Below are 15,450 nucleotides of genomic sequence, written 5' to 3'. Positions count from 1 at the left end.
AAGATCATCGTCTCCGGCGGCCGCGGCATGGGCAGCGGCGACAACTACAAGGCTGTGCTCGAGCCCCTGGCCGACAAGCTCGGCGCCGCCCTGGGCGCCTCCCGCGCCGCGGTGGACGCCGGCTATGTGCCCAACGACTACCAGGTCGGCCAGACCGGCAAGATCGTCGCGCCCCAGCTCTACCTGGCTGTCGGCATCTCCGGCGCCATCCAGCACCTGGCCGGCATGAAGGATTCCAAGGTCATCGTCGCGATCAACAAGGATCCTGAAGCCCCGATCTTCCAGGTCGCCGACTACGGCCTCGTCGCCGACCTCTTCGAAGCCGTGCCCCAGCTGGTCGGCAGCCTCTGAACAGGGAGAAAACCGCCATGAGCGAAGTCATCCTGGAACGTCCGGCGCCGGAGATCGCGGTGATCCGGATCAACCGCCCCGAGGCCCGCAACGCCCTCAACCAGGCCGTCAGGCTGGCCCTGGCCGCGCACTTCACCGAGCTGGGCCGCGATCCGGCGATCCGCTGCATCGTACTGACCGGCGGCGACAAGGTCTTCGCCGCGGGGGCCGACCTGCGCGACATGGCCGACCAGGGCGCCATCGAGATCATGCAGCGCCACACCCACCGCCTGTGGCGGGCCATCGCCGACTGCCCCAAGCCGGTCATCGCCGCGGTGAGCGGCCTGGCCTGGGGTGGCGGCTGCGAGCTGGCCATGCACGCCGACATCATCATCGCCGGCGAGGGCGCCTCCTTCTGCCAGCCGGAGGTCAAGGTCGGGGTGATGCCCGGCGCCGGCGGCACCCAGCGCCTGACCCGCGCGGTGGGCAAGTTCAAGGCCATGAAGATGACCCTCAGCGGCCTGCCGGTACCGGCCTGGGAGGCCGACGCGATGGGCCTGGTCAGCGAGGTGGTGCCGGATGCGGAGGTGCAGTCCCGTGCCCTCGAGCTGGCCGCCCTGCTGGCCAGCCGCCCGCCGCTGGCCCTGGCCCAGATCAAGGAAGTCCTGATCGCCGGCGAGGACGCCTCCCTCGAGACCGCCCTGATGCTGGAGCGCAAGGCCTTCCAGCTGCTCTTTGCCAGCCGCGACCAGAAGGAAGGCATGCACGCCTTCCTCGACAAGCGCGACGCCCAATTCCGAGGGGAATAGACCCATGAACACCCCATCCGCCAGCGATGGCATCCCCACCCGCATCGGCATCGTCGGCAGCGGCCTGATGGGCCGGGGCATCGCCCAGATCGCGGCCCAGGCCGGCCTCACCGTCCATCTCTTCGACAAGCAGCCCGGCGCCGCCGCCGAAGCCCGCAGCGCCATCGCCGGAACCCTCTCGCGGCTGGCGGACAAGGGCAAGCTGGCGCCGGCCGCACGGGATGCGGCGGTGTCGCAGCTCCAGGTGGCCGAAACCCTGGCCAGCCTCACCGGCTGCGAAGTGGTGGTCGAGGCCATCGTCGAGGACCTGGAAGCCAAGCGCAGCCTGTTCCGCCAGCTGGAAGAGGTGGTGGCCGACACCTGCATCCTCGCCACCAACACCTCGTCCCTGTCGGTCACCGCCATCGCCAGCACCTGCCGACTGCCCGGCCGGGTCGCCGGCTTCCACTTCTTCAGCCCGGTACCGCTGATGAAGGTGGTCGAGGTGATCGACTCGGTGCTCGGCGAGGCGCAGGTCGGCGACACCCTGGCCCACCTGGCCCGGCACCTCGGCCATAGGCCGGTGCGGACCCGCGACACGCCGGGCTTCGTGGTCAATCACGCCGGCCGCGGCTATCTCACCGAAGCCCTGCGGGTACTGGGCGAGGGCATCGCCGAACCGGCCGACATCGACCGCATCCTGCGCGGCGCGGGCTTCCGCATGGGGCCCTTCGAGCTGTTCGACATGATCGGCCTGGATGTCTCCCACCCGGTGATGGAGTCCATCTACGAGCAGTATTACCAGGAGCCGCGCTACCGCCCCTCGCCGATCACCCGCCAGCGCCTGGCCGCCGGCCTGCTCGGGCGCAAGAGCGGGCGGGGCTTCTACCGCTACGCCGACGGCAAGGTGATGCCCGAGCCCCAGCCCACGCCACCCCAGCCCGGCAGCATGCCGATCTGGGTCAGCGGCCGCGACCCGGCCCTGAGCGAGCGGGTGCACGGCCTGCTCCGCGCGGGTGGTGCGCAGCTCGACGAGCAGCCCCGGCCGGGCTCTGGCTCCGCCTGCATCGTGCTGCCGGTCGGCCAGGACGCCACCGCAGCGGCCCTTGCCGAAGGGCTGGACCCGCGCCGCTGCGTGGCCCTGGACCCGATCTTCCTCGATGGCCCGCCGACCCTGATGCGCACGCCGGTCACCACCCCGGCGGCCCGCGACGCGGTGTGGGGCGCTCTCGCCCGGGGCGCAGCCCAGCCGGTGCTGATCCACGACAGCCCCGGCTGCGTGGCCCAGCGGGTGCTGGCGATGATCGTGAACATCGGCTGCGACATGGCCCAGCAGCGCATCGCCACGCCGGACGACATCGACGGTGCCGTGACCCTGGGCCTGGGTTACCCGCAGGGGCCGCTGGCCCTTGGCGACCGCCTGGGTGCCACCACCGTGCTGCACATCCTTGATGCCCTCCACGACTTCTACCGTGACCCGCGCTACCGCCCCAGCCCCTGGCTGATCCGCCGGGCCCGCCTGGGCGTCTCCCTGCTCACTCCCGAGGCCTGACCTGCCAGACCCGCCCCGCTCAAAGGACACACCATGCTCGACGCCTACATCTACGCGGGACTCCGCACCCCCATCGCACGCCATGCCGGCGCCCTGGCCAGCGTCCGCCCCGACGACCTGGCTGCCGCCCTGATCCGTGAACTGGTCGCCCGCAGCGGCTTCAAACCCGACCAGATCGAGGACGTGATCCTCGGCTGCACCTGCCAGGCCGGCGAAGACAGCCGCAACGTGGCCCGCCACGCCGCCCTGCTGGCCGGCCTGCCGCCGACGGTGCCCGGCCAGACCGTCAACCGCCTGTGCGGCAGCGGCCTGGCCGCGGTGCTCGACAGCGCCCGCGCCGTGAGCTGCGGCGAGGGCGAGCTGTACCTGGCCGGCGGGGTGGAGAGCATGAGCCGCGCCCCGTTTGCCATGGCCAAGTCGGAAACACCCTTCAGCCGCGACTTCCGGGTCTTCGACACGAGCATCGGCGCGCGCTTTCCCAACCCGCGCCTGACCGAGGCCTGGGGCAATCACAGCATGCCCGAGACGGCCGACAACGTGGCCGCCGAGCTGGGTATCAGCCGCGCCGAGTCCGACCGCTTCGCTGCCGCCTCCCAGGCACGCTACGCCGCGGCCAAAGCCGATGGATTCCACGCCGGCGAGATCCTGCCCATCGCGGTGCCCACCGGCCGCAAGACGCCGCCGGCCATGGTCTTCGAGGACGAACACCCCCGCCCCGACAGCAGCTTCGAGACCCTGTCGGCCCTCAGGCCGTTGTTCCCGGGCGGCGTGGTCACCGCCGGCAACGCCTCGGGCATCAATGACGGTGCCGCGGCCCTGCTGATCGGCAGCGCCGCCGCCGGCGAACGGGCCGGGGTGAAGCCGCTGGCGCGCATCCTCGCCGGCGCGGTGAGTGGCGTGGAGCCGCGCATCATGGGCATCGGCCCGGCGCTGGCGATCCCCCGGGCGCTGGCCCGCGCCAGGCTGAGCCTGGCCGACATGGATGTCATCGAGATCAACGAGGCCTTCGCGCCCCAGGTCCTGGGCTGCCTCAGGCTACTCGGGCTCGCAGCGGACGACCCGCGGGTCAATCCCAATGGCGGCGCCATCGCCATCGGGCACCCGCTCGGAGCCTCCGGGGCCCGCCTGGCGCTCAGCACCGCCCGCGAACTGCAGCGGCGCAAGGGTCGTCATGCGGTGCTCAGCCTGTGCATCGGGGTGGGTCAAGGCATCGCCCTGGTCCTCGAGTGTAGCTGAAGCGCGCACCAGTGCCTGCCGGGTCGGGGCGGAGCAGCGTCCTGACCCCACTCCCCTCATGGTTGAAGTCCCGCCTCAGGACGGCCAGACTTCGGGAAGACATTCCCGGAGCATCCCGTGAGCACAACACCCCAGGTCAGTGCTACCTCTCCCGCCAGGCCTTCCGCCGAGGCCATTGCGCCGCTGCGAACCCTGCGTGTTGCCGACCCCCGCTTCGACGAGATCCTCGCCAACGCCAACGACGCCATCATCTCGATCGACGAATCCCAGGCGATCACCCTGTTCAACCGCGGCGCCCAACGCATCTTCGGCTACAGTGAGGCGGAGATCCTCGGCCAGCCCCTCAACCGCCTGATCCCCGAACGCTTCGTGGCCCGCCACGGCGGCCAGGTGCGGGATTTTGCCGCGGCCCCCGAGGCCTCGCGCATGATGGCCCAGCGTGGCGAGATCTACGGCCGGCGCAGCGATGGCACCGAATTCCCGGCCGAGGCATCGATCTCCAAGTTCCGCGACCGGGACGGCGTGGTGTTCACCGTGATCCTGCGCGACGTGACCGAGAGGCGCGCCGCCGAGCACCTGCTGCGCGAGGCCCACAACGAGCTCGAGAACCGGGTCCGCGAACGCACCGCCGAGCTCGAGGAGCGCAACGCCCAGCTCCAGCTCGAGATCCAGGAACGGCGCCGGGCCGAGACCCGCCTGGCCGAGCAGGCCCGCGAGCTGGCCCGCTCCAACGCCGACCTGGAGCAGTTTGCCTCGGTGGCCTCCCACGACCTGCAGGAGCCCCTGCGCATGGTCGCCAGCTATACCCAGCTCCTCAACAAGCGCTACCGCGACCGCCTCGACAGCGATGCGGACGAGTTCATGGGCTTCATCGTCGATGGCGCCCTGCGCATGCAGCGGCTCATCAACGACCTGCTGGCCTTCTCCCGGGTGGGCAGCCGCGGCAAGGAATTCCAGCCGGTGCCCCTCGAGGACGTGATGAGCCGGGTCCAGACCAACCTGCGCGCCGCGATCGAGGAGAGCGCCGCCGACATCAGCCACGGCGAGCTGCCGGTGGTGCATGCCGACGCCACCCAGATCGAGCTGCTGCTGCAGAACCTGGTGGGCAACGCCATCAAGTTCCGCGGCGACGCCCGGCCCCGGGTGCATATCTCCGCAGAGCGCCAGCCCGGCGCCTGGCAGATCGCCGTGAGCGACCAGGGCATCGGCATCGACGCGCGCTACGCCGAGCGCATCTTCGTGATCTTCCAGCGCCTGCACACCGCCGCCGAATACCCGGGCACCGGCATCGGTCTGGCCATCTGCAAGAAGATCGTCGAACGCCACGGCGGCCAGATCGACGTCGTCTCGGCGCCCGGCCAGGGCGCCACCTTCAGCTTCACCCTGCCCGATCGCGAGGAGGCTCCCCATGGCGGACCGTCAGCGGCCCATTAGCATCCTCCTCGTCGAGGACAACCCGGGCGACGTCCGCCTCACCATCGAGGCCTTCAAGGACAACCAGGTGGACAGCCCCTTCGACGTGGCGCGGGACGGGGTCGAAGCCCTGGCCTACCTGCGCGGCGAAGGCATCCATGCCGGCAAGCCCCTGCCCGACCTGATCCTGCTCGACCTCAACCTGCCGCGCATGGACGGCCGCGAGGTGCTGGCGGCGATCAAGGCCGACCCGGGCCTGATGCACATTCCGGTGGTGGTGCTGACCACCTCGCGGGCCGAGCAGGACGTGCAGAAGGCCTACCTGCTGCAGGCCGCCTGCTTCATCACCAAGCCGGTGGATTTCGACCGCTTCATCGAGACCGTGAAGGTCATCGACGCTTTCTGGATGCGCACTGTCACCCTGCCCTGTGGAGCACGATGATGGGTGACATGACCTCCAACGTCCTGCTCGTCGAAGACAACCCCGGCGACGCCCGCCTGATCCAGGAGATGCTCGCCGACGCCAACGGCGACCACTTCCGCCTGTGGCGCGCCGACCGCCTGTCGGACGGGCTGGACATGCTCTCCAGCGGCGACATCGGGGTGGTGCTGCTCGACCTGTCCCTGCCCGACAGCCTGGGCATGGAGACCTTCTGCACCATGTTCGCCCATGCTCCCCAGGTACCCATCATCGTGCTCACCGGCACCGACGACGAGGTGATGGCCCTGCACGCGGTCAAGACCGGCGCCCAGGACTACCTGATCAAGGGCGAGGTGAACAGCAACCTGCTGCTGCGCGCCATGCGCTACGCCATGGAGCGCAAGGAGGCAGAGCGGGCCCTGCGCGAGAGCGAGGAACGCTACGCCCTGGCCGCCGCCGGTGCCAACGACGGCCTGTGGGACTGGAACCTGCAGAGCGGCCACGCCTATTTCTCGCCTCGCTGGAAATCCATGCTGGGCTTTGCCGACGGCGATATCGGCAGCGCCCCGGAAGACTGGCTGTCGCGGATCCACCCGGACGACATCGACGCCTTCCGCCAGGAACTGCGCCATCACCAGCAGGCCGCGGCCCCCCCGCTGCACACCGAATACCGCATCCTCACCCGCAACGGCAGCTGGCGCTGGATGCTGTGCCGGGGCATGGCGGTGCATGACAAGGACGGCCAGCCCCTGCGCATGGCCGGCTCCCAGACCGACATCCACGCCCGCAAGCTGGCCGAGGAGCGCCTGCTGCAGGATGCCCTGCGGGACGGGCTCACCGGCCTCTCGAACCGCAACCTGGTCACCCATCGCCTGCACCAGGCCATCGAGCGCCTGCAGCGCCAGCCGGAGCGCTGCTTTGCCGTGCTGTTCCTCGACCTGGACCGCTTCAAGAACGTCAATGACAGCCTCGGCCACACCACCGGCGACCGTCTGCTGATCGAATGCGGGCGCCGCCTGGGCCTGTGCTGCCGGCCCAATGACACCCTGGCGCGGCTGGGCGGCGACGAGTTCGTGCTGCTGCTGGAGGACATCGACGACGCCACCGACGCCATCCGTGTGGCAGACCGGATCCAGCGCCAGTTCGCCACGCCCTTCGTGGTCGACGCCTACGAACTGTTCATGAACTGCAGCATCGGCATCGCCCTCTCCGGCCCCGAGTACCGCCATCCGGATGAACTGCTGCGCGATGCCGACACGGCCATGTACCGCGCCAAGGCCGACGGCAAGGCCTGCTACGCTATCTTCGATGCCGACATGCATCATCGGGCGGTCGCCGCCCTCGACATGGAGAGCAATCTGCGCCGGGCCATCGACCGGCACGAATTCGTCCTCTATTACCAGCCGGTGATCGCCCTCGACTCCGGCCGCATCGCCGGCTTCGAAGCCCTGATCCGCTGGCCGCGGGGTGAATACGGCATCGTTTCTCCCGCCGAGTTCATCCCCCTTGCCGAAGAAACCGGGCTGATCCTGGCCATCGGCCGCTGGGCCATCCGCGAGGCCTGCCGCCAGTTGCGTGAGTGGCAGGCGCGCAATCCCGGCCTGGCGGATCTCACCATGGGCGTCAATCTGTCGGCCCGCCAGTTCTCCGAAGAGAGCCTGGTGGACCAGGTCGCCGACGCCCTGGCGGAATCGGGCCTGGGCCCCTCCAGCCTCAAGCTGGAGATCACCGAAAGCGTGCTGATGGTCAATGCCCAGCTGGCCCTCGCCAAGCTGGGCCGGCTGCGGGCCATGGGCATCCGCGTCAGCATCGACGACTTCGGCACCGGCTACTCTTCCCTCAGCTACCTGCAACGCTTCCCGATCGACAGCCTGAAGATCGACCAGTCCTTCATCCACGGCATGGAAGCCACCCAGGAGGGGACCGAGATCGTGCGGGCCATACTCAACCTGGGCCAGGCCCTGCGCCTCGAAGTCATCGCCGAAGGCACCGAATCGCTGGCCCAGGTCGATGCTCTGCGCGCCATGGGCTGCCCCTATGCCCAGGGCTACCATTTTTCGCGGCCTGTCCCCCCCGACGTAGCCGCAGCCCTGCTCCTTTCACGCCGCCCGGCCTGACTCGCCCCCGCTGACGTTCTTGTCACGGGTCAATGCGGCCCCCCGCTGGCCACACGGAAAATCGGTTCCAAACAACACGGGCGCTCCCGCAAGCCCCGCGCATCCTCCCCGAACCGCTGAACCGCATTGCCGCAGGTATCCCATGAACACCTTCCTCACCCCCGCCGTCCGCGTGCTGAACCGCATGAGTTTCCGCGGCAAGTTCACCCTGATCAGTCTGTTCCTGGTGCTGGCCCTGGGTGGCCTCGGCAGCGCCTTCGGCTTCAAGCTGTGGAGCGAAGTGCGCACCACCCGCGACGAGCTCGCCGGACTCAGGGTGGTCGTGCCGACCCTGCACGCCCTGCAAGCCATCCAGCAGCACCGCGGCCAGATGGTGAGCATTCTGTCCGGCCGCGGCGACCTGCAGCCGCGGGCCGACGCCAGCGCGCACCAGGCACAGGCTGCGCTCGAGCAGGCGGTAGCCCTTCTGCGCGAGGCACCCGCGCTCCAGCCCGTCCTTCCCGCCGCGCAGGAGATCAGCAAGGCATGGAACAACCTGGTGAGCGAAGGCGGGAAGATGGAGGCCACCGCCAATCGTCTGGCCCACCGCAAACTCATCGAGCAGGTGCTCGAGCACGTGGACAGCCTGCTGACCACCTCGGGCCTGCTGCTCGACATGGAGGCCGACAGCTTCTTCATGATCGACGCCACCCTGGCCAACCTGCCCGATGTGATCGAGCGCATCGGCCGCATGCGCGCCATGGGCAATCATCTGCTGAGCTCCAAGGCCGCCTCGGAGAAGGACCGGGAAGAACTCACCGCCCTGCTGGTCACCAGCGAATCGCGCTACCGCTACGTGATCCGCAAGCTGCTGAAGGCCAGCGAAGGCCATCCCGACATCCACGCCAGCGTCAGCCGCCTCGAGAAGGAGACCGGGCCGCAGATCGCCTGGCTGAACCAGACCATCCGCAGCGACATCCTGGCAGGCCGCTACGAGACCTCCCCCGATCAGTGGGTGACACGCTCCACCGCCACCATCGACGCCCTTTACCGCAACGCCTTCGACAGCTTTCTGCCCGAACTGGAGAAGCTCCTGGCCGGGCGCGAGGCGCGCCTGCTGCGCAGCTTCACCGTCTCCATCACCGCAGCGGCAGGGGTGTCCCTGCTCGTCATCTACCTGCTGACGGCGGTTGCCGCGGCCATCGGCGGAGCAGTAGCCACGCTGGCCCGCAGCGCCGAGCAGGTCGCCGACGGCCAGCTGACGGTCAAAGTCGAGCTGGACACCCGCGACGAGCTGCAGCGCATTGCCGGCGCCTTCAACCGCATGAGCAGCTCCATCGCCACCCTGCTGCGCGGTGCCCGCCAGACTGCCGACAAGCTGTCGACAGCCGCCGACGAACTGGCCGGGGCCTCCCACCAGGTCGCCCAGGGCTCCACCCGGCAGAGCGATGCCGCCACCGCCATGGCCGCCGCCGTGGAGGAGATGACGGTCGGCATCAACCACATCTCGAGCAACGCCCGGGACGCCCAGTCCGAAGCCGGCGAGGCCGGGCGCCTGTCCAGCGAGGGCAGCGAGGTCGTGCGCCAGACCCTCACCGACATCAACAGCATCTCCGAGGTGGTGCGCCGCTCCGCCGACATCGTGCGCAAGCTGGGTGCCCACTCCTCGAAGATCTCGGCCATCGTCGGCACCATCAAGGAGATCGCCGACCAGACCAACCTGCTCGCCCTCAATGCCGCCATCGAGGCCGCCCGGGCCGGCGAACAGGGCCGCGGCTTTGCCGTGGTGGCCGACGAGGTGCGCAAGCTGGCCGAACGCACAGCCCAATCCACCCGCGAGATCGCCGACATGATAGGCGGCATCCAGAACGGCGCCCGCGACGCGGTGCAGGCCATGGAAGAAGGCGTGACCCGGGTCGGCGAAGGGGTCGAGCGGGCCGGCCAGGCGGGTGACGCCATCAGCCAGATCCGCGACGGGGCGGGCCGCACGATGGACTCCATCAACGAGATCAGCGACGCCCTGAGGGAACAGAGCGCCGCCAGCACCGAGATCGCCCAGCGGGTGGAAGGCATCGCCCAGATGGCCGAGCAGAACAGCGCCCACTCCCAGGCCACCGCCCGCACGGCCGGCCACCTGAAGGACCTGGCCGCCCACCTGGAGCAGGACATCGGCCGCTTCCGGCTCGACTGAGCAGGCACGGTGGCGGCCCGCTAGCCCCCGTAGGGCTCGAAACGGCTGCTGTTCTCATCGATATCCAGGCGGCTGCCCGCGGACGGAAAGGCCCGCTGCGGACAGCCGACCCGCTCGCACACCTTGCATCCGGCGCCGATGGGTGTCGGTGCCCCCGGATCGTCGAGCTTGAGCCCCTTGGCATAGGTGAGGCGCGGCGCATGCTGCAGGTCGCAGCCCAGCCCCACCGCAAAGGTCTTGCCCGGCACCCCGTAACCCCCCCGCCCATGGGAGACGGTGCGCGCCACCCACAGGTAAGTGCGGCCATCCGGCATGCTCGCCAGCTGGGTCAGGATGCGCCCTGGCTGGGCAAAGGCCTCGTACACATTCCACAGGGGGCAGGTCCCGCCCACCCGCGAGAAATGGAAGTCGGTGGCGGACTGGCGCTTGGAGATGTTGCCGGCCCGATCCACCCGCACAAAAAAGAAAGGCACTCCGCACGCCCCCGGGCGCTGCAGGGTGGACAGGCGGTGGGAGACGGTCTCGAAGCCGGTACCGAAACGCCTGCCCAGCAGGTCGATGTCGTAGCGCAGGCGCTCGGCACTGTCGAGAAAGCGCCGGTAGGGCAGCACCAGGGCCCCCGCGAAGTAGTTGGCCAGACCGATGCGTGCGAGGCGGCGCGCCTCCTCGCTGCGTAACACCGCCTGCGCCGCCAGCCCCTCGATGGCCTCCTCCGCCTCCAGGAAGGCCAGCTGGGTGGCCATCTGGAAGGCCTGCTGCCCCGGCGCCAGCAGGGGGGACAGGCGCAGCACCCGCTCCCCCTTGTCGAAACGGCGCAGGGTTCCCGCGTCGCCCTCGCCGAAGGCCCGCTCGTCGCGCACCACCCGGATGCCATGCACGCTCTCGAGGCGGATGGCCAGGCCGCTCCCGGTCTCGCCCGGCTGCAGCGACCAGGCATCGAAGAGCCGCTCGGCCAGGTCGTCCAGCTCGGCCACGTGGTTGTGACGGGCGTAGAAGAAATCCCTCACCTCCTCGTAGGGCATGGGCTGGGTGCGCAGGGCCTGGCCACGATCCTCGCCCAGCCGGGCGGCAAAGGCGGCGGCCCGCTCCTCCGCGTCGCGGCAGCGCCGCTCCAGGGCCACCAGCGTGCGCCCCACCGCCGGCATGCTTGCCGCCAGCTCGCGGATCTCCGCCTGGGACACGCTCTCCGCCTGTCCCGCCAGCACCGCGCCAGACCCGAAGACATCGCGCAGATCGGCCACCAGGCGCGCCTCGTCGTCCTCGGAAAAGCGCTGCACATCCACGCCCAGGGCCGCGCTCAGCTTGAGCAGCACCTGCACCGTCAGCGGGCGCTGGTTCTGCTCGATCTGGTTGAGATAGCTGGGCGAGATCCCGAGCAATTGGGCCAGGGCCACCTGGGTCAGCCCGCGTTCCTCGCGGAGGCGGCGCAGGCGCACGCCCATGAAGGTCTTTCTCATGGCAGGTCCTTCCTGGCGGGCGCCGAGAATCTTCGCAAGATTCGCAAATTTACGGCACGGGATTCACAAATCATCGCCAATTCAGTCAGTTACGGACAATCCGGGTTGCGTATATTGCGAACCCAACGAGGCAAACGCAAGCACAATTCCACCGAAGGAGACTCCCACGATGACGATGACCCGCGAAACGCCGTTCAAGCCCAAGAAGTCCGTCGCCCTGTCCGGCGTCACGGCGGGCAATACGGCCCTGTGTACGGTGGGCCGCAGCGGCAATGATCTGCACTACCGCGGCTACGACATTCTCGATATCGCCGAAGCCTGTGAATTCGAGGAAGTCGCCCACCTGCTGGTGCACGGCAAGCTGCCCGGCGCCGCCGAACTGCGCGCCTACAAGGCCCGCCTGAAGGCCTTGCGCGGCCTCCCTGCGAGCGTCCGCGAAGCCCTCGAACGGCTGCCCGCCAGCGCCCATCCGATGGACGTGATGCGTACCGGCGTGTCTGCCCTCGGCTGCGTCCTGCCCGAGAAGGACGATCACAACCTGCCTGGCGCCCGTGACATTGCCGACCGCCTGCTGGCCTCCCTGGGCTCCATGCTGCTCTACTGGTATCACTGGTCCACCAAGGGCCAGCGCATCCAGGTGGAGACCGACGACGAATCGATCGGCGGCCATTTCCTCCACCTGCTTCATGGCGAGAAACCCCCGGCCCCGTGGGAGCGCGCCATGCACACCTCGCTGATCCTCTACGCGGAACACGAGTTCAATGCCTCCACCTTCGCCGGCCGCGTCATCGCCGGCACCGGCTCGGACATCTATTCGGCCATCACCGGCGCCATCGGCGCGCTGCGCGGCCCCCGGCACGGGGGCGCCAACGAGGTCGCCTTCGAGATCCAGAAGCGTTACGACACGCCCGATGATGCCGAGACGGACATCCGCCGCCGGGTGGCCGGCGGCGAAGTGGTGATCGGCTTCGGCCATCCGGTGTATACCGTGTCCGACCCGCGCAATGCGGTGATCAAGGCAGTGGCCCGGCGTCTCTCCGTCGATGCCGGTTCGACCCGGATGTTCGACATCGCCGAGCGCCTGGAAGCGGTGATGCAGGACGCCAAGAACATGTTCCCCAACCTGGACTGGTTCAGCGCCGTCAGTTATCACATGATGGGCGTGCCGACGGCCATGTTCTCACCGCTCTTCGTGATCGCCCGCACGTCGGGCTGGGCCGCCCACATCATCGAACAACGCATCGACAACAAGATCATCCGCCCCAGTGCCCATTACGTGGGCCCGGAAGACCGGGTCTTCGTGCCCATCGAGCAGCGCCAATGAGCCGCACCGCCATGAACACCGCTTACCGCCGGCCCCTGCCCGGCACCTCGCTGGACTATTTCGACGCCCGTGCGGCCATCGACGACGTGCGCCCCGGCGCCTGGGACAGCCTGCCCTACACCGCCCGCGTGCTGGCCGAGCAACTGGTCCGCCGCTGCGACCCGGCCCTGCTCGGCGATGCACTGGCGCAGATCGCCTGGCAGCGGCAGGACCTGGACTTCCCCTGGTATCCCGCCCGCGTGGTATGCCACGACATCCTGGGCCAGACCGCCCTGGTGGACCTGGCCGGCCTGCGCGACGCCATCGCCGACCAAGGCGGTGATCCGTCGCGGATCAACCCGGTGGTGCCCACCCAGCTGATCGTCGACCACTCGCTGGCCGTGGAATATGGCGGCGACGATCCGGATGCCTTCGCCCGCAACCGGGCGGTGGAAGAGCGCCGCAACGAAGACCGCTTCCACTTCATCGAATGGACCCGCCGCGCTTTCCGGAACGTGGATGTGATCCCCGCCGGCAACGGCATCATGCACCAGATCAATCTGGAGAAGATGTCACCGGTGGTCCAGGTCCAGCCCGACGGAAACGGCCGGTCGGTGGCCTTTCCGGACACCTGCGTGGGGACCGACAGCCACACCCCCCATGTGGATGCCCTGGGCGTGATCGCCATCGGCGTGGGCGGGCTGGAGGCCGAGTCGGTGATGCTCGGCCGCGCCTCGATGATGCGCCTGCCCGACATCGTCGGCGTGCGCCTCACGGGCCGGCGGCAGCCGGGCATCACCGCCACCGACATCGTCCTGGCCCTCACCGAATTCCTGCGCAGGCAGAAGGTCGTGGGTGCCTGGCTGGAGTTCTTCGGCGACGGCGCGGCGAGCCTGTCGGTCGGCGACCGGGCCACCATCTCCAACATGTGCCCGGAGTATGGCGCCACCGCGGCGATGTTCTACATCGACGCACAAACCCTCGCCTACCTGCGGCTCACCGGCCGCGCCCCTGAACAGGTGGCGCTGGTCGAACACTACGCACGCACCAGCGGCCTGTGGGCCGACGCTCTGGCGCACGCCGAATACGAACGGGTGCTGGAGTTCGACCTGGCCGGCGTCGAGCGCAACATGGCCGGCCCGTCCAATCCGCACAAGCGCCTGCCCACGGCACAGCTCGCCGAAAGAGGCATCGCCGTCGGACTGGAGCAGGCATTGGCCGAAGAGCGTGAAGGCCTGCTCCCCGACGGTGCGGTCATCATCGCCGCCATCACCAGCTGCACCAATACCTCCAACCCGCGCAACCTGGTGGCGGCCGGCCTGCTGGCCAGGAAGGCCAATGCCCTGGGGCTGGTCCGCAAGCCCTGGGTCAAGACCTCCTTCGCCCCGGGCTCCCGGGTCGCCCGCCTCTACCTGGAAGAAGCCGGCCTGCTGCCGGAGCTCGAGAAGCTCGGCTTCGGCATCGTCGGCTACGCCTGCACCACCTGCAACGGCATGTCCGGCGCCCTGGACCCGAAAATCCAGCAGGAGATCGTCGAACGCGGCCTCTACGCCACCGCCGTCCTGTCGGGCAACCGCAACTTCGACGGGCGCATCCACCCCCATGCCCGGCAGGCCTTCCTGGCCTCCCCGCCCCTGGTGGTGGCCTACGCCCTGGCCGGCACGGTGCGCTTCGACATCGAGCGCGACACGCTGGGCCACGGCCTCGACGGCCGCCCGATCACCCTCGCCGACCTGTGGCCGTCCGACACGGAGATCGACGCCATCGTGGCGGCCTGCGTGAAGCCCGAGCAGTTCCGCGAGGTGTATGGCCCGATGTTCGACCTTGGCAAGGTGACCGCCGCGCCTGACCCCCTGTATGCCTGGCGGCCCCGCTCCACCTACATCCGCCGCCCACCCTACTGGGAAGGCGTGCTGGCCGGCGAGCGCACGCTGCAAGGGATGCGTCCGCTGGCGGTGCTTCCGGACAACATCACCACCGACCACCTGTCACCCTCCAACGCCATCCTGCCCGACTCCGCCGCCGGCGAATACCTGGCGAGAATGGGCCTGCCGGAGGAGGACTTCAACTCCTACGCCACCCACCGGGGCGACCACATGACCGCCCAGCGGGCCACCTTCGCCAACCCGACCCTGCGCAACGAAATGGTCCGCAATCCGGACGGCAGCGTGCGCCAGGGCTCCCTGGCGCGGGTCGAGCCGGAGGGCACGGTGATGCGCATGTGGGAAGCCATCGAGACCTACATGCTGCGCCTGCAGCCCCTGATCATCATCGCCGGCGCCGACTACGGCCAGGGCTCCTCCCGCGACTGGGCGGCCAAGGGCGTGCGCCTGGCGGGCGTCGAAGCCATCGTCGCGGAGGGCTTCGAGCGCATCCACCGCAGCAACCTGGTGGGCATGGGCGTGCTGCCGCTGGAGTTCAAGCCGGGCACCACCCGCCTGACCCTGGGCATCGACGGCACCGAGACCTTCGACGTCCTCGGCGAGCCTGCGCCCCGCGCCGACCTCACCCTGGTGATCCGGCGGCCCGCGGGCGATACGCTGGAAGTCCCGGTCACCTGCCGCCTCGACACCGCAGAAGACGTCTCCATCTATGCTGCGGGCGGTGTCCTGCAACGCTTCGCCCAGGATTTCCTGGCCACCACCGAGAAGGAATCGGTCTGA

11 protein-coding genes are annotated in these 15,450 nt (G+C 69.3%); 10 read left to right on the top strand and 1 reads right to left on the bottom strand.

Translation table 11 applies throughout. From position 1 onward, the window contains the following. From HHL15_RS23055 to HHL15_RS23020, 8 genes are all read left to right on the top strand, one after another. The coding region (locus HHL15_RS23055) for an electron transfer flavoprotein subunit alpha/FixB family protein (RefSeq protein WP_206198733.1) at positions 1 to 351 on the top strand (351 nt) is incomplete at its 5' end. Between the two features lie 17 nt (positions 352 to 368). Continuing rightward, positions 369 to 1,139 carry an enoyl-CoA hydratase gene (locus HHL15_RS23050; protein WP_169148167.1) on the top strand — a complete coding sequence of 257 codons (771 nt, stop codon included), beginning with the start codon at positions 369 to 371 and terminating at the stop codon, positions 1,137 to 1,139. A gap of 4 nt (positions 1,140 to 1,143) precedes the next feature. Continuing rightward, the gene (locus HHL15_RS23045) at positions 1,144 to 2,670 is read left to right on the top strand and encodes a 3-hydroxyacyl-CoA dehydrogenase (protein WP_169148166.1); all 1,527 of its coding nucleotides are present in this window, start codon (positions 1,144 to 1,146) and stop codon (positions 2,668 to 2,670) included. Between the two features lie 33 nt (positions 2,671 to 2,703). Continuing rightward, entirely contained in the window at positions 2,704 to 3,906 is a 1,203-nt protein-coding gene (locus tag HHL15_RS23040; protein WP_169148165.1) for a 3-oxoadipyl-CoA thiolase, read from the top strand. A 117-nt stretch (positions 3,907 to 4,023) separates the two neighbouring features. Then, entirely contained in the window at positions 4,024 to 5,340 is a 1,317-nt protein-coding gene (locus HHL15_RS23035; RefSeq protein WP_169148164.1) for a sensor histidine kinase, read from the top strand. Further along, a complete protein-coding gene (locus tag HHL15_RS23030) occupies positions 5,315 to 5,761 on the top strand; it encodes a response regulator (RefSeq protein ID WP_169148163.1) in 447 nt (148 codons plus the stop codon). Before HHL15_RS23035 ends, HHL15_RS23030 begins: the two co-directional genes overlap by 26 nt. An 8-nt stretch (positions 5,762 to 5,769) precedes the next feature. After that, entirely contained in the window at positions 5,770 to 7,857 is a 2,088-nt protein-coding gene (locus HHL15_RS23025; protein WP_169148162.1) for a putative bifunctional diguanylate cyclase/phosphodiesterase, read from the top strand. Positions 7,858 to 7,999: 142 nt separating this feature from the next. After that, positions 8,000 to 10,027: a methyl-accepting chemotaxis protein gene (locus HHL15_RS23020; RefSeq protein ID WP_169148161.1), complete on the top strand. Its 2,028-nt coding sequence runs from the start codon at positions 8,000 to 8,002 to the stop codon at positions 10,025 to 10,027. 20 nt (positions 10,028 to 10,047) lie between these two features. On the opposite strand, the gene HHL15_RS23015 is transcribed toward HHL15_RS23020, so the two are convergent. Beyond that, positions 10,048 to 11,484, bottom strand: coding sequence for a short-chain fatty acyl-CoA regulator family protein (locus tag HHL15_RS23015; RefSeq protein WP_169148160.1), 1,437 nt, complete (start codon positions 11,482 to 11,484; stop codon positions 10,048 to 10,050). A gap of 169 nt (positions 11,485 to 11,653) precedes the next feature. On the opposite strand from HHL15_RS23015, the gene prpC reads away from it, so the two are divergent. Then, a complete protein-coding gene (gene prpC / locus HHL15_RS23010) occupies positions 11,654 to 12,808 on the top strand; it encodes a bifunctional 2-methylcitrate synthase/citrate synthase (RefSeq protein WP_169148159.1) in 1,155 nt (384 codons plus the stop codon). Then, positions 12,805 to 15,450, top strand: a complete 2,646-nt coding sequence (acnD, locus tag HHL15_RS23005; RefSeq protein ID WP_268967133.1) for a Fe/S-dependent 2-methylisocitrate dehydratase AcnD — start codon at positions 12,805 to 12,807, stop codon at positions 15,448 to 15,450. Before prpC ends, acnD begins: the two co-directional genes overlap by 4 nt.

It is taken from the genome of Zoogloea dura, from assembly GCF_012927165.1.
Lineage (GTDB): Bacteria > Pseudomonadota > Gammaproteobacteria > Burkholderiales > Rhodocyclaceae > Zoogloea > Zoogloea dura.
This window is presented reverse-complemented; position numbering and strand designations above follow the sequence as displayed.